At 43.4% G+C, this 24573-nt stretch carries 22 protein-coding genes and 1 pseudogene; 19 read left to right on the top strand and 4 right to left on the bottom strand.

The window, feature by feature from the left end; translation table 11 throughout:
• The first annotated feature begins 237 nt into the window (after window positions 1-237).
• Window positions 238-1437 carry an OprD family outer membrane porin gene (locus tag UCH003_RS09545; protein WP_060826341.1) on the top strand — a complete coding sequence of 400 codons (1200 nt, stop codon included), beginning with the start codon at window positions 238-240 and terminating at the stop codon, window positions 1435-1437.
• A gap of 43 nt (window positions 1438-1480) precedes the next feature.
• On the opposite strand, the gene UCH003_RS09540 is transcribed toward UCH003_RS09545, so the two are convergent.
• Entirely contained in the window at window positions 1481-3457 is a 1977-nt protein-coding gene (locus UCH003_RS09540) for an EAL domain-containing protein (protein WP_231964768.1), read from the bottom strand.
• Window positions 3402-4298, bottom strand: a complete 897-nt coding sequence (locus UCH003_RS09535; protein WP_060826340.1) for a phosphatidylserine decarboxylase — start codon at window positions 4296-4298, stop codon at window positions 3402-3404. The genes UCH003_RS09540 and UCH003_RS09535 overlap by 56 nt, the downstream gene beginning before the upstream one ends.
• A 133-nt stretch (window positions 4299-4431) precedes the next feature.
• Here UCH003_RS09535 and UCH003_RS09530 point away from each other — a divergent pair, with 133 nt between their 5' ends.
• The 6 genes and pseudogenes from UCH003_RS09530 (at window position 4432) to UCH003_RS09505 (ending at window position 10548) form a co-directional block, all read left to right on the top strand.
• Window positions 4432-6285: a sensor domain-containing diguanylate cyclase gene (locus tag UCH003_RS09530; RefSeq protein ID WP_060826339.1), complete on the top strand. Its 1854-nt coding sequence runs from the start codon at window positions 4432-4434 to the stop codon at window positions 6283-6285.
• An 11-nt stretch (window positions 6286-6296) separates the two neighbouring features.
• The gene (dbpA, locus tag UCH003_RS09525; RefSeq protein ID WP_060826970.1) at window positions 6297-7667 is read left to right on the top strand and encodes an ATP-dependent RNA helicase DbpA; all 1371 of its coding nucleotides are present in this window, start codon (window positions 6297-6299) and stop codon (window positions 7665-7667) included.
• Window positions 7668-7716: 49 nt separating this feature from the next.
• On the top strand, window positions 7717-9096 hold the full coding sequence (gene creD / locus UCH003_RS09520; RefSeq protein WP_060826338.1) for a cell envelope integrity protein CreD: 1380 nt from the start codon (window positions 7717-7719) through the stop codon (window positions 9094-9096).
• Between the two features lie 89 nt (window positions 9097-9185).
• Window positions 9186-9770 (top strand): annotated as a pseudogene (locus tag UCH003_RS09515) (hypothetical protein); the annotation flags it as partial.
• Entirely contained in the window at window positions 9770-10219 is a 450-nt protein-coding gene (locus UCH003_RS09510; RefSeq protein WP_060826336.1) for an AraC family ligand binding domain-containing protein, read from the top strand. The pseudogene UCH003_RS09515 and the gene UCH003_RS09510, both read left to right, overlap by 1 nt.
• Before the next feature lie 29 nt (window positions 10220-10248).
• Window positions 10249-10548, top strand: coding sequence for a helix-turn-helix domain-containing protein (locus UCH003_RS09505; RefSeq protein WP_280937473.1), 300 nt, complete (start codon window positions 10249-10251; stop codon window positions 10546-10548).
• Here UCH003_RS09505 and UCH003_RS09500 read toward each other — a convergent pair.
• Together UCH003_RS09500 and UCH003_RS09495 are read right to left on the bottom strand one after the other, a co-directional pair.
• Window positions 10519-10914 (bottom strand): cupin domain-containing protein, encoded by a 396-nt coding sequence (locus UCH003_RS09500; protein ID WP_060826334.1) that lies wholly within the window; start codon window positions 10912-10914, stop codon window positions 10519-10521. The genes UCH003_RS09505 and UCH003_RS09500 overlap by 30 nt on opposite strands.
• A 71-nt stretch (window positions 10915-10985) precedes the next feature.
• On the bottom strand, window positions 10986-11594 hold the full coding sequence (locus tag UCH003_RS09495; protein WP_060826333.1) for a helix-turn-helix transcriptional regulator: 609 nt from the start codon (window positions 11592-11594) through the stop codon (window positions 10986-10988).
• 79 nt (window positions 11595-11673) lie between these two features.
• Here UCH003_RS09495 and UCH003_RS09490 point away from each other — a divergent pair, with 79 nt between their 5' ends.
• The 12 genes from UCH003_RS09490 to UCH003_RS09435 all read left to right on the top strand — a co-directional run bounded on the left by UCH003_RS09490 (window position 11674) and on the right by UCH003_RS09435 (window position 24571).
• Window positions 11674-12525 (top strand): NAD(P)-dependent oxidoreductase, encoded by an 852-nt coding sequence (locus UCH003_RS09490; protein WP_060826332.1) that lies wholly within the window; start codon window positions 11674-11676, stop codon window positions 12523-12525.
• A 312-nt stretch (window positions 12526-12837) separates the two neighbouring features.
• A complete protein-coding gene (locus tag UCH003_RS09485; protein ID WP_060826331.1) occupies window positions 12838-14190 on the top strand; it encodes a [Fe-Fe] hydrogenase large subunit C-terminal domain-containing protein in 1353 nt (450 codons plus the stop codon).
• Between the two features lie 9 nt (window positions 14191-14199).
• Window positions 14200-14562 carry an iron hydrogenase small subunit gene (locus UCH003_RS09480; RefSeq protein ID WP_060826330.1) on the top strand — a complete coding sequence of 121 codons (363 nt, stop codon included), beginning with the start codon at window positions 14200-14202 and terminating at the stop codon, window positions 14560-14562.
• A complete protein-coding gene (locus UCH003_RS09475; RefSeq protein ID WP_060826329.1) occupies window positions 14555-15244 on the top strand; it encodes a cytochrome b/b6 domain-containing protein in 690 nt (229 codons plus the stop codon). Before UCH003_RS09480 ends, UCH003_RS09475 begins: the two co-directional genes overlap by 8 nt.
• Window positions 15245-15292: 48 nt before the next feature.
• Window positions 15293-16765: a [FeFe] hydrogenase H-cluster radical SAM maturase HydG gene (hydG, locus tag UCH003_RS09470; RefSeq protein ID WP_082709181.1), complete on the top strand. Its 1473-nt coding sequence runs from the start codon at window positions 15293-15295 to the stop codon at window positions 16763-16765.
• A 9-nt stretch (window positions 16766-16774) separates the two neighbouring features.
• A complete protein-coding gene (locus tag UCH003_RS09465) occupies window positions 16775-18166 on the top strand; it encodes an aspartate ammonia-lyase (RefSeq protein ID WP_060826328.1) in 1392 nt (463 codons plus the stop codon).
• Window positions 18167-19234, top strand: a complete 1068-nt coding sequence (gene hydE / locus UCH003_RS09460) for a [FeFe] hydrogenase H-cluster radical SAM maturase HydE (RefSeq protein ID WP_060826327.1) — start codon at window positions 18167-18169, stop codon at window positions 19232-19234.
• Window positions 19218-20444 carry a [FeFe] hydrogenase H-cluster maturation GTPase HydF gene (hydF, locus tag UCH003_RS09455; protein WP_060826326.1) on the top strand — a complete coding sequence of 409 codons (1227 nt, stop codon included), beginning with the start codon at window positions 19218-19220 and terminating at the stop codon, window positions 20442-20444. Before hydE ends, hydF begins: the two co-directional genes overlap by 17 nt.
• A 564-nt stretch (window positions 20445-21008) precedes the next feature.
• Entirely contained in the window at window positions 21009-22325 is a 1317-nt protein-coding gene (locus UCH003_RS09450) for a 2-isopropylmalate synthase (RefSeq protein ID WP_060826325.1), read from the top strand.
• Between the two features lie 28 nt (window positions 22326-22353).
• Window positions 22354-23118 carry a class I SAM-dependent methyltransferase gene (locus tag UCH003_RS09445; RefSeq protein WP_060826324.1) on the top strand — a complete coding sequence of 255 codons (765 nt, stop codon included), beginning with the start codon at window positions 22354-22356 and terminating at the stop codon, window positions 23116-23118.
• An 87-nt stretch (window positions 23119-23205) separates the two neighbouring features.
• On the top strand, window positions 23206-23895 hold the full coding sequence (locus UCH003_RS09440; protein ID WP_060826323.1) for an MOSC domain-containing protein: 690 nt from the start codon (window positions 23206-23208) through the stop codon (window positions 23893-23895).
• A gap of 58 nt (window positions 23896-23953) precedes the next feature.
• Entirely contained in the window at window positions 23954-24571 is a 618-nt protein-coding gene (locus tag UCH003_RS09435; RefSeq protein ID WP_060826322.1) for a LysE family translocator, read from the top strand.
• Window positions 24572-24573: the final 2 nt, after the last annotated feature.

The raw sequence follows: 24573 nt of genomic DNA, 5'->3' as shown, positions 1-24573 counted from the left end.
GTTTTTTCGTCATAACGATGCTCCTCCTCTTCGATTTTTTTGCTCTTTTTTTTATTTAAAATTTTTCTTGAAGCTTCAAATTAATTATGAAAACAACGGGCTTATTAAAGAATGAGGCAGATGGGTTTATGCATCTGTCTGGAGGCGTTCCTTTTTAAAGAGTGGCGCATCATTTTGGTATAAATTAACGTCATCAATACTTTACATGTAAAGTATTTCACTACGAAGGAGAAACATATGAAATTGGCAAATCTTAGCTTAGCAGCCTTGTGTGTAGCGGGACTTAGCACCTGTGCTTTTAGTGCCGATACGTTGGCAGATGCTTTTAAAGAAGGCAAAGTAAGCGGCGAACTCAAAGCGTTTTACTGGGATCGTGACCGCAATCCTGCTATTTCGGGCGAATCAATTTTTAACACGGGCGTTGTTCTTGGGTATACGACAGGCTCCTACAACGGCTTTAGCCTCGGTTTAACAGGTCAAGCCAACAGTGCGCCGTTTGCAAGTTCCAATGCGAAAACACAGTTTGGTTGGGATGAGTACGGCTCGGGTGCGCAACTCTCCGAAGCGTATTTAGCGTACAGTGCAGGCAAAACTACTGTTCAAGTCGGACGCATGTTCCTCAATACCCCACTTATCGCCTCTTTAGGAAATCGTATCGTGAAAGAGGCATTTGAGGGTGCAAGCATCGTCAATACCGACCTTCCCAACACAACTTTAACCGCAGCCTACGTGCAAAAATTCCAAGCACAAACCGATGGGGCGGGCAATATCGGTAAATTTACCACCTATAGCAATCCGTATGGCGTTTCTCCGTTGTTAGAAGACGGTGCGTATACTTTAGTTGCTGTGAATAAATCAATTACGGGCTTAACCTTAACCGCGGCGTATGCGGAAGATCTGAACACCAATGGTTCGATGGCGTATGCAGAAGCGGCGTACAGTGCGATGGTTAACGCCTTTACCTATGGCTTAGCGGCGCAATACTACTACAGCGATAAAGACGTCACGGGGAGCAAAAATGCCGATCTTTACGGTCTTAAAGCAAGCCTTGGATACGGAGCCCTTGGCGGTTATGTCGCGTATAGCAGCGTGAGCAAAGACGCAACCGTGACTCCGGGAATCGGTTGGGGCGCGGATCTTGCGTACACGGGAACGATCATACTTTCCAGCAGTTATCCTGCGAACACCGATGCGTATGCGATCGGTCTAAGCTACGCGTTTACACCGACAACGACGCTTGCGACAAGCTACACGGTAACCGATGACGATGACCTCTCGTACGGTAAAGCTTCTTATGTTTCACTCACGGGCAATTACGCCTTTGAGGGCGCACTCAAAGGGCTCAATCTTCTTGTGATGTACGACAAAGAAAATCGCGATAAAGCGGGTGCTTTAGATAAACACGAGTTTCGATTTAGCGCAAGCTATAAGTTCTAAAACCCTTTTATGCTTTGACATGTAAGCTTACATGTCAAAGCGTTTAAAACAATTCGGGGCGTCCGAAGTGGTAGCCTTGCGAGTAGTCGACGCCCAAATCCGTGACGATGCAGTAGATGGCTTCGTTTTCAACAAATTCGGCGACGGTTTCCAAGCGTTGTTTTTGGGCAAATAAGACGATGGTTTCGACGATATTGCGATTGACTTCGTTGGTATCGATATTGCGAATGAGACTTCCGTCGATTTTTAAAATATCGGGTTCGTACGAAAGCATACGCTCAAAATTTGAATATCCCGTTCCAAAATCATCGATCGCGATTTTTACGCCTCTTTGTTTGACGTTTTGAATGAAACGTTGAATGTGGGCAATATCGCGAATGTCTTCGCTTTCCAAAAGCTCGAATACGATGCGGGAAGTCTGCTCGGGATAGCGGTCTAAAAGCTGAAAAATATGACGAATAATCTCTTCGCGTTCGATGTCGTGAAGTGAAAGATTGATCGAAATGGCGGCATCGGGGATTTTTAGAAGTGCCGCAAACGAATTGTCGAGGACGATTTTGGTAATTTTAGAGTAATAACGCCCCTTCTTGGCGACTTCCAAGAAAAAGTAAGGCGTCAGAAGTTGCCCGCCTTCGTTGACAAGGCGCACGAGCGATTCGTATTTGGCGATCTTGCGCGTACGATTATCGACGATCGGTTGAAAATAGGAGAGAATGTTTCCCGTATCGATGGCGGTTTTAATGGTGTGAATCGTCTCGATGTTTTTCAATGCGTTATCGTACTCGATGCCCGATAATCCGTCGGCATAAACGATGGGTTGTTTGGTTGCGATGGCTTGCTCGATACCGATTTTTGCATCTTCAAAGACTTTAAAAATCCCGTACGTGTAACTGCAAATAACGGAAATATCGTATTCGATGGTGTCGATTTTGACGACATGTTCTTTGACGTTGGCTAAAAATTGCTCCAAGACGGCGTGAATCTCTTCTTTATCCGCGCGGCAACTTCGTCGGTCGATCGCAAACGCGTACAATCCGTTTTCAAGATGATAAATGCGTTGAAAACCCCAAGGATTGGGCATTAAATAGAGCAGTGTTTTGCCGAAAGTCTGTTCGATTTTTTCCACGCTGCCTTTATCGTAAAATTTTTCCAGTACCGTATAATCTTCGATTTGAATCAAAATGAGCACGGAGAGGGCGTTGGCGGAGAGATAGTCGAACAATTGCTTTTTATCGCTCATGATGGCGGTGATGTCGTAACGCAAGGAGATAAACTCCTCAATCTCTCCGTTGGCGTTTAAAATAGGCTGAACCGTCGTTTTAACGTAATAAGGATCGCCGTTTTTGGCACGGTTTTTAACGACGCCTTGCCATGTTTTTTTCGCCTTGATCGTTGCCCAGAGGTCTTTAAAAGCACTTTTGGGCATATCGGGATGGCGAATGATATTGTGTTGTTGTCCGAGTAATTCGTCCGGTCGATAGCCCGTTATTTGGCAAAATTTGTCGTTGACAAAGGTAATAAAGCCGTTAGGATCGGTTTTGGAGATAATAGAACTGGCATTAGTAATATCGATATATTGTTTGAGTAACAAAGCGTTTTGCGTATTTTCGTAGCGCAGGTAAATTTTTTCTAAAAGATGATCCAAGGTTGAGAAGAGTTGTTCTTGCGTAAAAGGTTTAAACAAAAACCCGTCCACGTTGAGCTCGAGTGCTTGGGGAATTAACGCCGTGTCGCCTCGCGCACACAAAGCGACGACGGTTACGAAAGTGTTTTTTTCGCGAATCGAACGTATGAGATCGATACCGCTTGCGTGCGGAAAAGACAACTCCGTAACGATAACGTCGATCTCTAAGCGATGTTCCTCGTAAAGCAAGTGCGCTTGTTCGACGTTCTCCGCCGTATAAAGCGTTTCGAATCGGCTGAGAAAAAGAGTTTTTGCCGCCGTGCGTGCCGTCGCGTCGCTCTCAAGGTACAGAAGCGTCAGCGGTTGATTCGGCGGCGATTGTCTGATAGTGCTCATTTGGTTCATGCCTTCGTACCCTTCCTAATGTTTGTCCGAACGTGACGCAATCGACGGCGGAAAAATCCCATTCAAGCGCATTCGGTTCAAAGAGCATAACGATCGTCGAACCCATCTCAAATAATCCTATTTCATCGCCTTTTTTAACGTGTAAATCGGTATAATAATAATAATAACGTTGAAGTTTAGAAGAGGCATTGGTCTGAATCGACGGATCGAAATGAAAGACCATTTTACCGACGTTTAGTGCCCCCACAAAAACCATGTAAAATACGTGATCGTTCTTAGTGTAACATTCTAGCACAACTCGTTCATTTTCGATAAATAATTCGTCAACTTTTTTCAGCCATGAAAGGTTAACGGGGTATAATTTCCCCGGAATATGAACGGCTTTAGCGATACGCATATCCAACGGTGCATGGTAACGATGGTAATCTTTAGGCGAGAGGTAAACGTTGATAAAAACGCCGTTTTGGAGTTTTTGTCGGTTACTTTTGGAGACGTAATCGCTCAAAAGCGCACCGATTCGATAGTCAAAGCCTTTGATTTGCAATGCCGTGTCGTTTTGGATCGTTCCGTAAGCGCTGACTTTGCCGTCGCACGGAGAGATGAAGACGGATGCATCGGTATCGAAAGAACGCGGCGTGACGAGTTTACGCGTAAAAAGCGCGTTGAGACTTTCATACGAAGCGGCGTTTTTGAATGCCTTAAGATCGACGTTCATGCATCGAACGTAGGTTTGATTGATGACGTATTGAAAAAAAGATGGGAATTTTTTGCGGGCAAAGCGTCCGAATAGTCTCGATAATACGGAAGTTTTAAAGCTTGGGTATCGTTGCATGTTTCTCTTTTGCGTATTTAATTTTGGCTAGATTATAGCAGATGAACGATTTATTTGAAACTAAATTCAAAAATTATGATAGGATTTTACGTTTGATTTTTAATAATTTTACAAGAAAAGGATAGTGTCTATTATGGAAAAGATGACCGGATTTTGGCAAAGATTCGTACAATTCATTACGTTTATCAATCTTCCGATTCGCAAGAAGTTTTTTTTATTTGAGTTTGGTACGTTTTTTTGGTTTGTTTTTATCGGTACGATTACGGTCTCTTCATTGAGTTTTATTCATTACCGTTATTCACAACTGACGCAAAGCACGCTCCCTTATATGAAAGTCGTTTTATGTTTGAGTCCGGAATTGACCTCGATCGAAAACGCTTTGAGTTCGACGAAAGAGTTTGATACGACCTTATTTTACCTCAAAGGCCTTTTGGCGCGAACCAAAAACACGCTCTCCGAAACGCTCGTCGGTAACCAAAAAACGACGATGAGCGGTAACGTGTTTGAACTTTTTATTCAGTCGCTTTCCAAAGAAGACTCGCAAAGCGTTGAAGCTTTGCAGATGATTTTTAAAGAGATCGGTGCGATGGAAGAGAGCGTTTTAACGGCGCAAAAACGTAAAAATTCCTTAAGTGCCGAAGAGATCGAACAAACCAAAGAGGTTTTAAATACGCATATTCAAAAAACGCAAGAGTTGACGCAAGCGTTATCCGCACGCATTAACGGCTTGTATCAAGACTACTCGCAACAGGTCAATAATGCCATTCGTTTGTCGATCAACAGCGTCGCATGGGTCATTTTCGTTGCGATTATTTTGTTGATGCTCTTTACGCGATGGCTCAGAGAAGCCTTTTCGCGCCCGATCGAGTCGATGATTCAACAAATTCACTCTTTGGGAACGGGCGAAGTCGATCTCAGTAAAAAACTCAAAATCAAATCCAAAGACGAAATCGGTACGCTCTCGCGCGAATTTAACAAACTGGTCGATACCGTCTATGGCGTGACCGTCTTTAAAAAAGTCATCGAAGAGGACAGTTCGCTCGAAGTGGTCTACACGCGTTTGGGCGAAGTGTTTGAAAAAGAAGCGGGCATCGACGAGTATCGCATTTTTGACGTCAATGCCGCCAAACAAACGATGAATATGGTCTATCCTTTAAGCGAAGAGATCGCATGCAACGAAGAAATTTTGCATAATTGCACCTTGTGTCGCGCACAGAAAACAGGGCATAAAGTCTCTTCGTTCGAATACGAAGGGGTGTGCAAGGAGTTTTTACGCGATGAGGGCAAAAAACACGTTTGTATTCCTTTGATCGTCTCGGGGCATGCCGGAGCCGTCGTACAGTTTGTTTTTAAAGCCTCATCGGCGGAGGAAGTCAACGAGAAAATTTTCAAAGCGGAGAGTTACATCAAACATTCGCTCTCTGTCATTGAGACCAAACGCTTGATGAACACTTTGCGTGAATCTTCGTTGGTCGACGGGTTAACGGGACTTTACAACCGTCGTTTCTTGCAAGACCACTCCAATCAGATCATCGCCAGTACACTCAGACGTAAAAAACAGATCAGCCTTTTGATGTGCGATATGGACTACTTCAAACAAGTCAACGACAAATACGGTCACGACGTCGGTGATAGCGTTCTGAAAGAGACGTCGCATATCTTGAAAAAATGCGTCAGGGAATCGGACATCGTCATTCGCTTCGGCGGCGAGGAGTTCTTGATCTTGTTGATCGATACGGACGTCGGTTACGGTGCAAACGTCGCGGAAAAAATTCGACAAAGCGTTGAAGAGTTCAGCTTCAAAACGACCGACGGCATTTTGAAAAAGACGATTTGCATCGGCATTAGCGACTTTCCTCATGACACCGACGGCTTTTGGCAGGCGATCAAGTTCGCCGACGTCGCGCTTTATAAAGCCAAAGAGAGCGGACGTAACCGATGCATTCAATTTACCACGGAATTGTGGGATCAAAAAGCAAATTTTTAGAAAAGGCATCTATGTTTAACGCGTACATTCAAGACCCAAAAATGCTCCAAAATTTAAACGATTTGGGCTATGTTTCCATGACCCCTATCCAAAGAGAGTGCATTCCTTTGGCGCTTGAAGGAAAAGACCTTATCGCTAAAGCCAAAACAGGCAGTGGCAAAACCGCCGCGTTTGGGCTGCCGCTTTTGATGGCTTTACATGTAAACTCCATGCGCATCCAATCGGTCGTGCTGTGCCCCACGCGTGAACTTGCCGAACAGGTGAGCGCGGAGCTTAGACGACTCGCCAGATTTGCCCATAATATCAAGATCGTCACTCTTTGCGGTGGAACGCGTTTTGTGCCACAATGCATCAGTTTAGAGCATGGCGCGCATATCGTCGTCGGAACTCCTGGGCGCATTTTGCAGCATTTGCAAGAAAAGACGATCAATTTTGAGCATATCAAAACGCTCGTGCTTGATGAAGCGGATCGTATGCTTGATATGGGCTTTTTTGAGGACATCGAAAAAATTATCGCTAAAATGCCCACCAAACGCCAAACCTTGCTCTTCTCCGCCACCTTTCCTAAAGAGATCGAGCAGATGTGCAAGGAAGTGCAACATGATGCTTTACATGTAAGCATCGAAGAAGAGAAAACCACCTCTTCCAACATAGCGCAAATCTGCTACCGTGTGGAGCCTAGCGAAAAGGAAGAGGCACTCAAAGGCGTGTTGTTGGAAAGTGATGCTAAGTCGGTCATCATTTTTTGTAAAACCAAAGTAGGCGTGTCCGAACTCCAAGGCTATTTGGTAGATGAAGGTTTTGACGCACTGAGTTTACATGGTGATTTGGAGCAGATAGACCGAGATGAACATTTACTTTTATTTGCCAACGGCAGTGCGCAAATCCTCGTTGCCACAGACTTGGCCTCACGCGGACTGGACATCAAAGATGTCGAAATGGTCATCAACTACGAACTACCCCAAACGATGGAAATCTACACCCACCGCATCGGACGAACAGGACGCATGGGAAAAGAGGGGCTTGCAGTAAGCTTTGTCACTCCTAGAGAAGAGAGCTTTTTTGAAGAGCTTAAAGAAGCCAATTTTACGTTTACATGTAAAAGCATTGGCGACTTAAATCCACCCCTTTCACAACCGAAAAAAGCCCTGTATATCACACTTTGCATCGACGCAGGCAAAAAACAAAAAATGCGCGCCGGCGACATCTTGGGAACCCTCACCAAAGACTTAGGACTCAGTGGCAGTGTCATCGGCAAAATCGACATTTTGGAAAAATTCTCATATGTAGCGATAGAGCGAGCTTACGCCGATAAAGCCTTTAATGGACTGTGCGCTACGACGATTAAAAACAGGCGGTTTAAAATATGGAAGTTAGGGTAAAACAAATATTTACATGTAAATATTTTAAGTAATCGTTATAAGGAATAACATGAGTGTCAATTCAGAAAAATTTGGAAATTTTATGCGCAACTCTGTATCGTTAAAAATGATATCAATTGCATTTTTGACATTGATATTACTCATTCCCATGAGTATGATTTCTTCAACAATGAATGAGCGAGAAAATCGAAAAACCACTGTTGTCTCTGAAACAAATCATAATTGGGGTGATGCGCAAAAAATCACAGGTCCTTTTTTTACAGTACCATTTAAAGTATTTTTAAAAGATGAAAAAAACAATCAAACAAAATATAGCATTCGTTATCTTCACATTTTACCTGAGGACCTGAATATATCGGGTGTTATCGACCCTCAGATGCGATATCGAAATATTTATCAAACAGTTGTTTATAATTCACAAATTGATATTAAGGGAAATTTTGTAATTCCATCTTTAAAACATTTAGATATTGATCCTTCCAATATCCTCTGGGATGAAGCAGTTTTTTCTATAGGAATTTCTGATATGAGAGGAATTCAAAAAAATATTATAGTTTCATTTAACGACAAAGTTTATCAAGCAGGTCCTGGACTAAAAACACAAGATATTGGTAAATCTGGTGCGCAAGCTATTATTCCAATTTCAATAGATAAAAAAGATCAATCTTTTTCTTTACAACTTTTTTTAAATGGAAGTGAAAAACTTTATTTTGTTCCCCTGGGGAAGACAACGCATATCGAAGTAAAATCGAGCTGGAAAACACCAAGTTTTAAAGGTTCATTTCTTCCTACAGTAAGGGAAATTACAGAGAAGGGATTTTCAGCTCAATGGAATGTTTTGCACTTAAACCGCAGTTATCCTCAAGTATGGATTGGTGATGACTATAAGATTGGTTCACCTATCCCAAATAATCATAAAAATCTTTATATTGCACAGGAATCTCCTGATGCTTCTTTTGGAGTACAATTATTAATCCCAGCAGATATTTATCAAAAATCAATAAGAGTTACGAAATATGCCTTTATGTTTATTATTTTTACTTTTTCAGCATTTTTCTTTTCTGAAGTCATTAATAAAAGACGTGTTCACCCTATTCAGTATATTTTGATTGGATTGGCAATCTTGCTTTTTTATGTATTATTATTAGCTATTTCTGAACATTTTAATTTTGATATAGCCTATCTTGTATCAGCATTTTTAATTACTGTTCTAGTCTCTGGATATTCAAAGTCCATTACAAAAAGTACATCTTTTACAAAAATAGTTTGTAGTATTCTCATTACGCTCTATGGTTATTTCTATATTGTATTGCAATTGGAGGATTACGCACTTATTATGGGAAGTATTGGATTATTTGGCATCCTTACAACAATTATGTATATTACTCGAAAAATTGATTGGTATTCTACAAATGAAGCAGATATGTAGCTGTGAAGATATGATTATACCTCAACAACTATCTTTATGAACATGTTGCATTTAGTAAATAATCAAGATGATTACTTTTTACATGTAAAGAAAACAATATGCCACATATTCTCTTAGCCACCGATATTTTCGGCTATACAAACGCCATAGGAGAGTTAAAACAGCGTCTATCTTTTTTATGCAAAGACGTGCATATCCTAGACCCGTACGAGGCTAAATACATGGATTTTCACGATGAAAGTGAAGCCTATGAGGCGTTTTTACAGCACTGTGGGCTTGAACATTATGCCACGTTGTGCGTCAAAGCACTTGCGGCACTTTCAAATAAAGCAGTCATTCTTATAGGATTTAGCATGGGCGCTTCGGCAATGTGGAAAGCGTTAGATGGATTATCCGGTGAGAATATAAAAGCTTTTTATGGCTTTTACGCATCTCAAATTCGCCATTTTTTAGAGGTGAAACCATTGATTCCTTGCACGCTTATTTTTCCAAAATGTGAAAAACATTTTGATGTCGATGAAGTGATAGCCAACCTAATTCATAAAGAGACTCTCACATGCATTAAAAGTTCATATTTGCATGGTTTTATGAATCCTTCGTCTTTAAATTATGATGCGAACGGGTATCGTGAATATTGTCGTTGGTTGGAATCGTGTCTTTTGAAAGATGAGTGATGATGCAGGAAAAAACGGCGGTTTATTATTGTAAAACAGCGCATGAAGATTTGGAGTTTATCTCGCTTTCGCAAGTCTCTTTTTCATACCCGAAGCATTGTCATATTTCAAGTTATACGATGGGCATTGTCTTAAAAGGCAAACTCTTTGTGTGTGTCAATCAAACAACGACGTTATGTGAAAAAAACGATGTTTTTACTATATGCCCTTATGAAATGCATGAACTCCAAAGTTTAGGTGTTTATGATCTGTTGGTCATGAGCCTCAAAAAATCGTTTTTAGAGCATTATCCACTTGAAAAAGCACATAAGATTGTGTCTAAATATTTAGAAATTCTTATAGGTGCAAAGCTTTTGGATGTGGTGAGTAGCGATAAGCTTTTAAACAAATTACCTCTACTGTATGCGCATCATCAACATGAAAAATACCATAATCCTTTTGCCTATTAAAGAGTTTTTAGAAACCTACCCCGAAGAGTATCGATGTTGAGCATCTCTCACGCTTTAGTGCGATGAGCAAGTACCATTTCATTCGTAAGTTCGATGAAAGCCTTGGAATGACACCGCATCAATTTCACATTCAAAACCGTGTACGAAAAGCCAAAAACATGCTTGAAGAAACCGATTCTTTAACAGAGGCAGGGATGAATGCAGGATTTTACGACCAAAGCCACTTTATAAGACAGTTTAAACATCTGTATCAAATCTCTCCATCATCTTACAAAGCGGCATGTATTGATTTAGATGCATTAGCACAAAGCGGGGAAAAACTTCGCTAAAAGATACAATCCTTCTGCATCAGCATGAATGGAATGCGGTGTTTTTTGAGGGAAAATGCTGATATTTCCTTTTCCATACGCAAACGTAACGCCTTCTTTGATGCAACGCCCACTACCACCAATGACCTCATGGGTTTCTAACTCATTTTCATGGATATGCGTTTCGATGGTTTTGTGCGGAGCAATGCGTACCAGATGAAAGCTAAATGCCCCATCGCTTTGGGCTGAGGTGATAAGATGTTTCAAAGCCACCCCTTCAAATTTTGGGTGGTTCCACCATGCAATTTCTGCTAAATTAACGCTTTTGTCATCGACTAAAAGCGTACCGTATTCAAATGCTTCAAAAAGCTGTGTGTCTGTTTTCATAATGAACTCCTTTGATTTTCGAGGAGCATTATAAAGAAGGTTTGTTTTTTTGAATTGTATAAAATTGCGCGTTAATTTCTTACTGCTTTCAACCAGTTATAAATCGTAGCCTTAGAGACATTTAACACCGAGCAGATATACCCCACGACATTGCGAATGGCGAAGATGCCCTCGTGTTCCAAAAAGACCACCAACTCTTTTTTATCTTCACTGGAAAGTCCTGAGAGAGCGATGTTTTTGGTGCTTAAGTATTTTTCGATCATCTCGTCGGTGTGCTCTCTCCAACTTTGCGAAAAGAGTACGGAGGGTTTGGCTTCGGCGTTTACATGTAAAAAGCTTTTGAGAAAATCGTGCAAGCTCTCCAAGGGTTCGATGTTGTAGTTGATGCAGATCATCCCGATGGGCTTTTCCTCCGTGTCTCGCACGATGATGCTGACCGCTTTGAGGCGTTTGCCATCACTGCTGGTTTTATCGTACGGTCCGACCCAATTTTCTTTGATGCTGTTTAGGTCTCTCAGTTCACTGAGCATCGCATCGCCCACGCGGCGTTTTGAGAACGCATTAACGATGTGGACGAGCTTTTTGGCTTCCAAGTCGTGCATGACGACTTCAACATTGGGGTAAAACAGTTTGGCGATGGCGTCACATAAAGTGACATACGGTTTGAGCTCTTTTTTCATTTGGCAATTATAGCATTCATTTAAAGATATTTTGTCTAATTTAGACTATAATTCTAAAAAATAGCTCAAAGGAGTCATCATGGCAATCGGTTTTATAGGTTTAGGTAACTTAGGCGCTGCCATCGCAAAACGTTTAACAAGTATGAATGAAGAGGTCATCGTTTGGAACCGTACCAAAAGCAAAGCGGAGGCGAAAGGTTTTGTGTGTGAAAGCTCTCCCAAAGTGCTTTTGGAAAAATGCGATACCGTATTTTTATGTCTGTTTGACTCAGCGGGCGTTCGCGATGTTTTAACGATGGAAAATGGGCTGTTAAGCGCGATACAAAAAGGCAAAACCATCGTCGATCTTAGCACCAATCATTTCAACGACGTGGTCGAATTTCATGCGATGGTCGAAGCCAAAGGCGGCAATTACCTTGAATGTCCTGTACTTGGAAGTGTCGTGCCTGCGAGCAAAGGTGAGTTGACCGCTGTGTGTGCCGGCAAAGAAGCTGTTTATCTTACATGTAAACCGTTACTTGAGAAGTTTGCTTCGACGATTTTCCACCTCAAAGAGGCAGGATTTGCGGCGAAAATGAAGCTGATTAACAACCTTTGTTTGGGTTCTTTTATGGCGACGATCGCGGAGTGTACGGCTCTGGGTGAGGCGTGCGGCATCGATAAAAAAGAGTTATTGGACATTTTAGGTGCGGGTGGCGGAAAGTCACTGGTGCTAGCGGCAAAAACGCAAAAACTGATCGATGAGGACTTTAGTGCGCATTTTAGCACCGCGGCGATCAATAAAGACCTGCACTGTTTGCAAGATTTGGCGTATAGCATGAACCGCCCACTTTACACCGCCAGTGTTACCAAAGAGCTTTTTTGTAAAGCAAAGATGAGCGGATACGGCGAGGAAGACTTTAGTTCGATCTACCAACTTTTCAAAGCGTGATAAAAATAGGGCACTTAAAGGTCAAGTGCCCTTGACGTTTTAAAATAGCTCAATAATCTCTTTTAGAAACTATTTCCCCCTTTTTCTCCTCTTTTTTCATGCTACGATGCCCCGATAATTTGAAATAAATACTATTTTTTATGAATAAAGGTGTTTATTTCATATTTAAAAAATATTAGAGTTATTTAATAATACTTTTTCTATCTTATTAATATTAATTTAATCTTAAATCTTGTACGATTTCAACATGCAAAGGTAAATTATTATTTACTTATTCGAATGTAATACACTAAACTTTAAAAGGAGGTTTGAATGTCGGAAGTTTCAAAGATACGCACGTTTCCGCCGAGTAAAGAGTCTTGGGGCGGCGAGGCGGCGTTTGAAGGAACGCATCGTAAAGGCGAGTTAAGAGGTATCATCAAGATCAATCAAGACAACTGCGTAGGGTGCGATACCTGTACCGCGTTTTGTCCCACCGAGGCGATCAAAGGTTCTTTAGGGGTTGCTCATGCGATTAGCACCAACAAATGCGTCGCCTGTGGTCAATGTTTGGTCAATTGTCCGTTTGGTGCGATTGAGCAGATGAGTTTTGTGGATGAAATCATGAAAAAGCTTGATGATCCTAAAGCGTTTGTGGTTGCCCACCCTTCCCCTGCCGTTCGTGTTTCCATTGCCGAAGAGTTTGGCGGAACACCGGGCGATCTTACGATCAATCGTCTTTACAATGCGTTTGAAAAAGCAGGCTTTCATAACTATGATGTCAATTTTGCCGCCGATCAGACCATTTTGGAAGAGGGCACGGAGTTTATCAAAAAAGTACGTTACTGGGTTTTGGGCGAACGCGGTGAGGATTTAGAACATGTTGCACACCATCCGCTACCGCATTTTACGAGTTGCTGTCCGGCGTGGGTTAAAAATGCCGAAACATTTCATCCTGAGCTTATTCCTCATATTTCCGGAGCCAAATCACCGATTCAGATGGGCGGTGCACTTGCTAAAACATGGGCGGCGGAATTTGTGTGGAAGAAAGACCCTCGTGATATTTATATGGTTTCCGTGACGCCTTGTACGGCAAAGATTTTTGAGGCAAGCAGACCGGAGTTTAATTCAGCTTATGAGCATTTAAAAGCAGAAAGCAAAATTCCGCAAGAAACTCCTTCTTTTCAAGATATTGATGCGGTATTAACGGCACGTGATGCGGCTGAAATCTTTAGACGCAAAGGAATTAATCCACTGACGATGTCCGACGAGCGCGAGATAGAAACCATGAACGTCTATACGGGTGCTGCGACGATTTTTGGAGCAAGCGGCGGTGTTATGGAAGCGGCACTTCGAACGGCGTATTTTATTTTATCCGGCACGGAGCTTTCCAATCCCGATATTACGTTGGTGCGCGGATACGAGCAAGACATCGTTGAAGCGACGATCCCCGTTCCTTTGAAAGCATTAAATGGAAAAATCATCAATGTGAAAGTTGCCGTCGTCAACGGGGCTTCACGCAACATTAAAGAGATCGTTAAACGCTTGATCGACGATAAAAATCAATACCACTTTGTCGAAGTGATGAACTGCCCCGGCGGTTGTGTTAACGGCGGCGGACAGCCTGTGCGAACGATGGGAACATCGTGGTTGCACCCATTATTGCCATTACCGCTTAGAGCTTAAGGAGAAACTATGGAAGCTACCAAAGAGAACTATTTTTACGCCGAAAAACCGGTCGGTCAATTGTTAAGTCGTCGCGATTTTCTTAAAGCCGCAGGCGTGTCGGTTTCTGCAATCGCGATCAGCGGTTATGTTGTTACTGACATCGTTCAAAAACGAAAGTCATACATCGCACTTCGCCAACAAGGGCTTTACAAAGATGACAAACGTTTGCAAAAAATCAATCTTGCAGGCTCGCACCAAAATGCAAGTTGCCTTAAAGTCTATCAAGACATGGGAACCAAGCCGATGGGCGAAGTTGCGGAGCAGTTGTTACATACCAAAACCTATGTCGATCGAAGTAATCTTTTAATGCAAGGAGCACACCATGGCTAATGAAAGAGTTTTAAAATTCCCGATGTCGGAGAAAATGTTTCATAACATTAACATGGTGACATGGATGATCCTCGCTATTACAGGCGTTTTGATCTATTTTAAACTAGTAAGTGAAGCGACCGCTTCACTCATGATGACGTTTCACATCGGCATCGCGATTGTTTTTACGCTCAATTTTGTGGGCTTTGTGGTATTAAATGCGGATCGTTTCTTTTTAATGTTACGCAATCTACTTATTTGGGATGCCGATACCTTTGCGTGGTTTAAAAATCTTGGAGGCTATCCCAGACGCTTGTTTGGTATTCCTTTTGGTCCTGTTGAAGTGGCTCCTCAAGGTCGTTTTAACGCCGGTCAAAAGATAACCTACCTCTTTTTTATCTTTATGATTTTTGGACTCATCGTTACGGGATGGTTGCTGTATTTTATGGCTCCTGTTTTAGGTAAAACGACAATGGTCTATTTTTTCAATTTTCACGTTTGGGGATCTATCATTGCGACAGTGATGGCAGTAGGTGCGCATCTTCCATTAGCCGTGATTAACATTGAAGATTTTAAAGCGATGTTTCGTTTCGGTTCAGGTGACGTACCGTTGGAAGATGCCCTTCATCATGCGCCTAAATGGGTTGAAAACGATTTGGTTAAAGTCAGCACTCTAGAGCAACCTCTAAAAGCGCACCATTAAAAACCTAGCCGCTACGGCGGCTAGTGCTTTACATGTAAAGGAAAAACAATGTCATGGACGAGTGAGCGATTTGCACGCATTAAAGCGTGGGAAGCATCGCGCGAGTTTAACGATTTTATTGACGATGAGGCAATTCATCAAACCATTAATGAAGCAAAAAATCCTTCAAAAGAGCGTGTTCTAGCCATTATTGAAAAAGCCAGAAATAACGCCACTAAAGGCGATATGCTCTCTCCCGAAGAGACGGCAACGCTTTTAAATATTACCGATAGAGCTTTATGGGATGAGGTTTTTAAAGCGGCAACGTACATCAAAGAAGAGGTTTACGGAAACCGAATCGTTCTCTTTTCGCCGCTGTATATCTCCAATCCCTGTGTAAACAACTGCCAGTACTGTGGTTTTAAATCTTCCAATGATTCCATGTCCAAAAAAACGTTGAATCACGAAGAGCTTGAAGAAGAAGTCAAAGCACTCTTAGATGCGGGGCAAAAGCGTCTGATCGCCGTTTACGGTGAGCATCCAAAGAGCGATTATAACTACATTGCCCAAAGTGTGCGAACCATTTACGCCACAAAAAAAGACAATACGGAAATCAGGCGTGTCAACATCAATGCCGCTCCGATGTTTGAAGAGGAGTACCAAGCCATTAAAGCCGAGGGCATTGGAACGTATCAAGTCTTTCAAGAGACGTATCATAGGGCAACGTATGAAAAAATGCATCCCAAAGGCACGCTCAAAGGCGAGTATGATTGGCGATTATTCGCATTGCATCGAGGCTTAAATGCAGGACTGGACGATGTCGCGGTAGGCGTGTTGTTCGGTATTTACGACTGGAAATTTGAAGTGCTTGCCATGTTACATCATGCGATGGATTTAGAAAGAGTGTTCGGTATCGGTCCGCATACGATGTCGTTTCCTCGCATCAAACGCACTTCCGATACCGATTTAAGCGAGTTTCCTTATGCCATGAGCGATGAAGATTTTATGCGCGTCGTGGCTGTCATTCGTTTAATGTGTCCGTTTACGGGAACGATTTTAACGGCACGCGAAGAGCCGGAACTCAGAGACGAAATGCTTAAAAAATGCGGCATTTCGCAGATGGATGCGGGTACGAACATCGGTATCGGCGGGTATAAAAAACACGAAGAGGGTAATGATCTTTCCATTCAACAATTTGCCATCGGCGATCATCGAGGGATTGATGAGTTTATCCTAAGCCTCATCAAAGAAGAGCGTTTGCCTTCTTTTTGTACTTCCTGTTACCGAGAAGGGCGCACAGGGTGCGATTTTATGCCGCTAGCAAAAAATGCAAGCATCAAACATTTGTGTATTCCTAACGGTATTTTGACCTTTAAAGAGTATATGAGAGACTATGCATCCCCTGAAGTCAAACGCATCGGCGAGCGTATTATTATCCCTAAATACCTTGGAATGTTGCGTGAAAATATGCCGCTTTTAGCCGACAAAGTCGAAGATATGCTTCACGGGCTAGAACACGGTAAAAATGATTGCCATCTGTAAGGAACGTGCGTGAGTTTTCGCATAGAACATGATCTTTTAGGAGAACGAGAAGTCCCAAGCGAGGCGTATTACGGTATTCATACGCTTCGGGCTTTCGAAAACTTTCCGCTTAGTCATTTAGGCATCGATACACGGTTTATTCAAGCGTTTGCACAGGTAAAAAAAGCGTGTGCAAACGCCAATGCGACGCTTGGTTTTTTAGATGCCGCTAAAGCAAAAGCGATTATACAAGCTTGCGATGAGATGATCTCGGGCAGATGGCACAATAATATCATCGTCGATGCGTTACAAGGCGGGGCGGGAACGTCGTTGAATATGAACATGAATGAAGTCATCGCCAATCGTGCCTTAGAAATCATGAGGCATTCCAAAGGCAGTTACGAGATCCTTCATCCGCTTGATCATGTCAATTTGCACCAATCCACCAACGATGTTTACCCAACCGCGCTGAAAGTGGCATCGATGTCTCTTTTACAAGAACTCGGCGATGAAATTGCCAAACTTCAAGGCGCACTTCAAGATAAAGAAAAAGCGTTTAGCTCCGTACTTAAAATGGCACGAACCGAACTTCAAGACGCCGTTCCTATGAGTTTGGGAGCTGGTTTTGGAGCGTATGCCGAAGCAATTGCCAGAGATCGCTGGCGCGTCTTTAAGTCCATCGAACGCCTTAAAAACGTCAACCTCGGCGGAACGGCGATCGGTACGGGCATCGGTGCTCCTAAAAAGTACCTTTTTCTTGTTGTCGAGTGTCTCAAAGAGGTGAGTGATCTTCCCGTAGCACGTTCTGAAAATTTGATCGATGCGACGCAAAATTGCGATATGTTCGTTGAAGTCAGCGGTATCTTAAAAGCGCATGCGACCAATTTGTTTAAAATTGCTTCAGATTTACGGCTTCTCTCATCAGGCCCTCGTGCAGGTTTGGCGGAAATTGCCCTGCCGCCCGTGCAAGCGGGCTCTTCCATTATGGTCGGCAAAATCAATCCCGTCATTTGCGAAGCGGTCAATCAAGCGGCGATGAAAGTGATGGGCAACGACTTTTTGGTTTGCCAAGCCGCCCAAAACGGTCAACTCGAACTTAACGCCTTTATGCCTCTTTTGGCGCAGGCGTTTTTAGAGAGCTTAACGCTTCTGAAAAATACGGTTGCTATGTTTCGCGAAAAGGCGATTGAAGGCATTGAAGCCAACACGGAACACGCCCTTTCACAAGTTTTAAACTCTAGCGGTTGTTTAGTAGCCCTTTTAGACGTGTTAGGTTACGAAAAGGCGACACAGCTTGCATCGGCTTTACATGTAAACTCCAATATGACTCTCAAAGAGCTCTTAATACGCGAAACAACGTTAGAAGAGAATGAAATCGACGCTCTTTTATCGCCCTCTCGTTTAATTGCACTAGGAAAATAAATGGATAGAATCGCCAAAGTCTTGCAAACCCATGAATTAAGTCATCAAGAATTGGTTGAATTTTTACGTTCAGATCGCTATGATGAAGCCCTCTTTCATGCCGCCGATCAAACACGCGAACGTTATGTCGGTAACGACGTGCATCTCAAAGGGTTGTTGGAGTTTTCCAATATCTGTACGCGTACATGTCATTATTGCGGACTCAGAGTCGAAAATCGCTTCATTAAACGTTATAAGTTAAGCAGTGAAGAGATTCTTAGCTTTGCACGCAAGGCAATTGATTACGGGTATAAAACCATTGTACTCCAATCAGGTGAAAGCCATAGTTACTCCATGGAAGCGATGTGCGACATCATCGCTTCCATACGCGCCTTAGGCGCTACGGTCACGCTGAGTTTGGGCGAAAAAAGTGAAGCAGAGTACCAAGCCTACAAAGAAGCAGGAGCCAATCGTTATCTATTGCGTATTGAAACTACCGATAAAGCACTCTATCAGTCGTTGCATCCTCAGATGAGTTTTGAGAATCGCTTAAAATGCCTTCGTATTTTAAAAGAACTCGGTTATGAAACGGGAAGCGGTTCGCTTGTTGGCTTGCCGGGGCAGAGCATCACGTCTTTGGCAAACGATCTTCTTTTTTTCAAACAGTCGGATTTTGATATGATCGGCATCGGTCCTTTTATTCCCAGTGAAAACACGCCGCTTGCGCAGGTAAAAGGTGGCGAGTTTACGATGGCACTGAAGATGACGGCGTTGGTTCGTTTACTGCTTCCAAAGATCAACATTCCTGCTACGACGGCGATGGAAACGCTTGATCCCAACGGTCGCGCCATTGCCCTAAAGAGCGGAGCCAATGTCGTGATGCCTGTCATTACCGAGGGCGAATACCGCGCCTTGTACCGCTTGTATCCGGGTAAAATTTGCATCGACGATACGCCAAAGCATTGTCGCTTGTGTATCTCCGGCAAAATCATTGCTATCGGTCGAGGCATTGCCGACACTAACGGCGATAGCGAACGCTTTATTGTACGACAAAAAGAACAAAGGAATTTTTATGACGCAAACGCCTAAAGGATTACGCCTGCACATCGGACTTTTTGGTCGCCGCAACGTAGGAAAATCCTCTTTAATGAATCTCATCACGAACCAAGCGATGTCCATTGTCTCCGAAACACCGGGCACGACGACCGATCCTGTGGAAAAAACGATGGAGATTCAGCCTTTAGGACCGGTTGTTTTTATCGACACCGCAGGAATTGACGATGAGGGAAGTTTGGGCGAAGCACGCATCAAGCAAACGTTACATGTCATCCAAAAAATAGATGTTGCCGTTTTAGTGGTAGAGCCTAATCGTTGGGGTACTTTTGAGGAAAAATTGGTAGCACTTTTTAAAGAAAAAGCGATTGCTTTTACGATCATTTGTAATAAAATAGACCAAGAAATCCCGCAAGAGCCGTTTGTGCAAACCCTGTGCAAGCACGCCGCTTCATGGCTTGAAATGAGTGCTAAAACGGGCGAAAATAAGGAGCGTTTCTTTGAAAAAATACACGAGATTATTCCTTCATCGTGGATCAAACAACCTTCTCTTTTAGGGGATTTGATAGGGGAGGGCGATGTGATCGTTCTGGTTGTTCCCATCGACTTGCAAGCACCCAAAGGGCGTTTGATTTTGCCTCAAGTGCAAGCGATTCGCGATATTTTAGACCATGACGCCTGTTGCCTTGTCGTTAAAGAGCGAGAGCTAAGCTACATGTTAAGCCAACTCAAATCATCTCCGAAGCTCGTCGTTTGCGATTCGCAATGTGTTTTAAAAACGGTTGCCGATACGCCAAAAGATGTCAAAGTCACGACCTTTTCGATTTTGATGGCGCGCCTTAAAGGCGATTTGATCACTCTAAGCGAGGGTGCAAAGATGATTCACGATCTTAAAGAGGGCGATAAAGTGCTAATCGCCGAAGCCTGTACGCACCATGCTTTGGAAGATGACATCGGCAGGGTCAAAATCCCACGGTGGCTTAGACAGTACAGCGGACTTGATTTAACGATTGAGCATTGTAGCGGGAAGGATTATCCCGAAAATATTGCAGAGTATCAACTCATCATTCACTGCGGTGCGTGTACGCTCAACCGCCAAGGTATGCTTTCACGTCTTATCGAAGCGCAAAAAGCAAATGTTCCCATTACTAACTATGGTATTGCAATTTCAGTGTTGCAAGGTGTTTTAGACCGCTCGTTAGAGCCGTTTCCGCTTGCTTTAATGGCGTATGACGATCGGCAGTGAATCTTTAGCCGGAAACGATTTGATCGCAAAAACGGTTTTTTGATGTCTTACATGTCAAACCTTTTTTGCGATTTTCAAACTTCTGTGCTATACTTTTGTCAAATTTTCTTAAAGGAGACTCAGATGGCAACATTTATCACCCATCACACCATACCCCAACCTCAGAGCATTGCGCAATTTTCTAACGCATCACTCGTCGTCGTCCTCCTCCTGAAGCTCCGTTAAACCTTCATTCTTAACCCCTTTTTTTTCACTGTTGATTTTTAAATTGGCTTTTTAGCCCTGAGGATACCTCTACCTAATCAGCTCAATTTTTATCATTAGCGTTCTTGCAAAATAGCAAGAACTTCTGACACGTCTTTGAAGCAAAGCTCCAAAGACTACGTTAACACTAGGTTCTCTTCGGCAGAGTGCCCACGCACCTTTGGTGCTCTTACTTCTTGCAAAACAAGTTTTACAAGAAGTCTATTTTCATTGTTGTTTTTCTTGTCTTAACACAAGATTTTTCTGCCTGATTTGGCATGTATGAGCTTGTAGCTCATTTGAATACTTAAGGATATTTCTATGCAAACTGCACAAACATTTAAAAAATACAAACCGTACCCGTTGGTACCTTTAGCACACCGCGAGTGGGCGAGTAACGTTATCACAGGAGCGCCCATTTGGGTGAGTACCGATCTTCGAGATGGCAATCAAGCTTTAGTAGAACCCATGAATGCGACCAAAAAATTGGCGTATTTTCAAAAATTGGTGGAGATGGGATTTAAAGAGATCGAGATCGCATATCCGAGTGCGTCGCAGACCGATTTTGATTTTTGTCGAGCGTTGATTGAGCAGAACTTGATCCCTGAAGATGTTAGGGTTGCGGTTTTGATGCCTTCCATCGAAAAACACATCAAAAGAACCTTTGAAGCGATGAGAGGAGCGAAAAAAGTAACGATGCACCTTTACAACCCGACCGCGGACAATCAGCGCAAAATTGTGTTTGACAAAAGCAAAGCGGAGATCATCGCTTTAGCGGTTGAGGGCACACGCATCATCAAAGAAGAGGCGGCAAACTTTAAAGGCGATGTGTTGTTTCAGTATTCACCTGAGAGCTTTTCCCAAACGGAGTTGGAGTTTGCACGCGATGTGGTGAATGCGGTTATCAGCGAGTGGATGCCAATCAAAAACGCACCGATGGTTATCAATTTGCCAAACACCTTAGAGGCATGCACACCCAACATCTATGCCGATAGAATCGAGTGGATGAGCAAACAGATGTTGGAACGCGACTCCGTAATATTGAGCGTTCATCCGCACAACGATAGAGGATGTGCGGTTGCCAGTGCCGAGATGGCTATTTTAGCGGGGGCGCAAAGGGTTGAGGGAACGCTTTTAGGAAATGGCGAGCGTGCGGGTAATGTTGACTTGGTCACGTTGGCGTTCAATCTTTACTCGCAAGGGATTGACCCGATGTTAGACATCTACAACATCGATACGATTTTGCAGGAGATCATCACTTTGACCCACAGCACCATTCCTCCCCGTCACCCTTATGTAGGCTCTATGATCTACACGGCTTTTTCGGGCACGCATCAAGACGCTATAAAGAAAGGTATGGAGTATCAAAAGGTGGTGTTAGATGGTTATTGGCACGTCCCGTACCTTGTGATCGACCCCAAAGATATTAAGCGGGATTACCGCGATGTGGTGCGCATCAACTCTCAGTCTGGTAAAGGAGGCGTGGCGTATGTGCTGAAGGAGTTTTACGGCATTGAGACGACCAAATCGATGCAAGTCGAAATTGCGCTAGAAGTGCAGAAGTTGTGCGATGAGAAGGGGATCGAAGTGAATGCGGAAGAGATTTTTAAAGTCTTCCGCCAAATGTGCAAGCTTTAAGATCTTTACATGTAAAGAAGGACAAATCATGAGTGGACAATGGAACGCCGATGTTTACGCGGCAAATTCAAAAGGACAAGCGGTTTGGGCGAACGAGTTGATCGAAAAGATGGCACTTAAAGGCGATGAATCCATCTTGGACATCGGGTGCGGCGATGGAAAAATTACCGATGCGTTGAGTCGCCTCACCCACGGTGAAGTCGTCGGTATCGACTTTAGTCATGAGATGATTGCTTATGCCAAAGAAGCATTTTCAAAGCCTCTTTTTATGCAAATGGATGCACAAGCGCTAAGCTTCAATGAGCGTTTTGACGTGGTGTTCTCCAATGCCGCGTTGCACTGGGCGAAAGACCATGACGCTATTTTGCAGGGTATTTTTAAAGCCCTCAAACCAAAGGGCAGAGCGATTTTGCAGATGGGAGGAGCGGGGAATGGCGCAAAAGTGTTTGAAGCATTTCATCACATTCTCCCCGCGTATGCCGAGTATTTTGAAGGCTTTGAGTCGCCGTACACGTTTCATTCGGATAAAACCTATGAAACATTGTTAAAGGGCGTAGGTTTTAGCACATACCAAGCGCATTTAGTGTCTAAAGATATGGTACATGACACGCTCAAAGCGTTTCGCGGTTGGCTTGAGACAACATGGTTTCCGTTTATCAACCGTGTCCCAAGTGAGCAAAAAGAGGCGTTTGTCAAAGCGTGGATAGAAGCGTATAGTACACTTTGCCCACCCGATTCTGAGGGTAGGGTGCATGTTGCTATGATGCGCCTTGAAGTGCAATTGAGCAAATAAAATCTTTACATGTAAACCCTTTTGATGCACATCAACGCGTAAAAAAAAAGATGATGCTACAATGAATGCAACGAAAAAGGAGATGCGATGCCAAAGGTGCTTTCGGTGCAGGTTGGGCGTGCTAAAACGTACGGCGATGAAAACGCAAAAGAGTTTTTAGACAAAGCGTGGCATACGGCTTCGTTTAAAGAGGTTGCAAGAAGACCTTTACATGTAAGTTTTGAAGGCTTCGAAGACGATGAGGTTGCCGATAGAGCGCATCACGGTGGCATCGACAAAGCCGTGTTTGCGAACAGCTACGAAAACTATGCGCATTGGGCGACGTTTTTGGGATTGGAGCGTTTACCTTTTGGCGCATTGTCGGAAAACCTAACGATCGTCGGACTTCAAGAAGCAAACGTGATGCTCGGCGATGTTTATGAAATCGGCTCGGCTATCCTTCAAGTCACGCAACCGCGCAAGCCGTGTTGGAAGATTTCACGGCGGTGGAATCACACAGCGTTTACCAATGAAATTTTTACAAGTGGACTCAGTGGTTGGTATTATCGGGTGGTAAAAGAGGGAGTGATCGGTACGGGAGATGCGGTGCGCATCGTTAGCCAAGAAGCGTGCCCTATCAGTATTTTGGACGCCAACCGCGCTTTTTTGGAACCGACGCATTTTGCCATGACTTTGGAACGTATTTTAACGCTATCTTCGATCGCGCCATCGTACCGCGACAGTCTTATCAAGCGTTTAAACGGTACGAGTGATTTAGCTTACATGCAAATACGCTAGAGAGTCTTCTCAATGTCGCGTATGGTACAATAGCGACATTACTTCAAGGAGTGCTCGGATGATCGGTTTGGAATTTCTCATAACGTCGCTTATTGTCGTGCTGATTCCCGGAACGGGCGTTATCTTTACGATTTCGACGGCACTGGTTCAGGGTAGAAGTGCCGGAATATTTGCGGCACTCGGATGTACGCTTGGCATCGTTCCGCATCTTTTAGCGACGATTTTCGGGCTTGCCGCGATTATGCACACGAGCGCGCTGGCATTTGAAGCGTTGAAAATAGCGGGCGTGTTGTACCTCTTTTACCTTGCGATTCTGACGTGGAGAGATCAAAGCGGTTTTGAAACGCATATGCAAGCGACGCGCACGAGTGCTCTTTCTTTGATCGCGAAAGCCTTTTTGCTCAATATCCTCAATCCGAAATTGACGATTTTCTTTTTAGCGTTTTTACCGCAATTTATCCGTGCCGATACCGCTTCGCCTCTGGGCGATATGGTTGCACTTAGCTGCGTCTTTATGCTCATGACGTTTGTCGTATTTGTTTTTTACGGCTTTTTGGCGCACGGTTTTCGTCAAAACGTCCTTGCGTCGCGTCGCGTACAGTCGTGGATGAAAAAAGGATTTGCACTCACGTTCGCTGGGCTTGGCATAGAGCTTGCCTCTTCAACCCAAAAGTAAAT

This window comes from Sulfurospirillum cavolei (assembly GCF_001548055.1).
Classification (GTDB): domain Bacteria; phylum Campylobacterota; class Campylobacteria; order Campylobacterales; family Sulfurospirillaceae; genus Sulfurospirillum.
The sequence above is the reverse complement of the archived record's forward strand: the minus strand, read 5'-3'. Positions and strand labels throughout refer to the sequence as shown.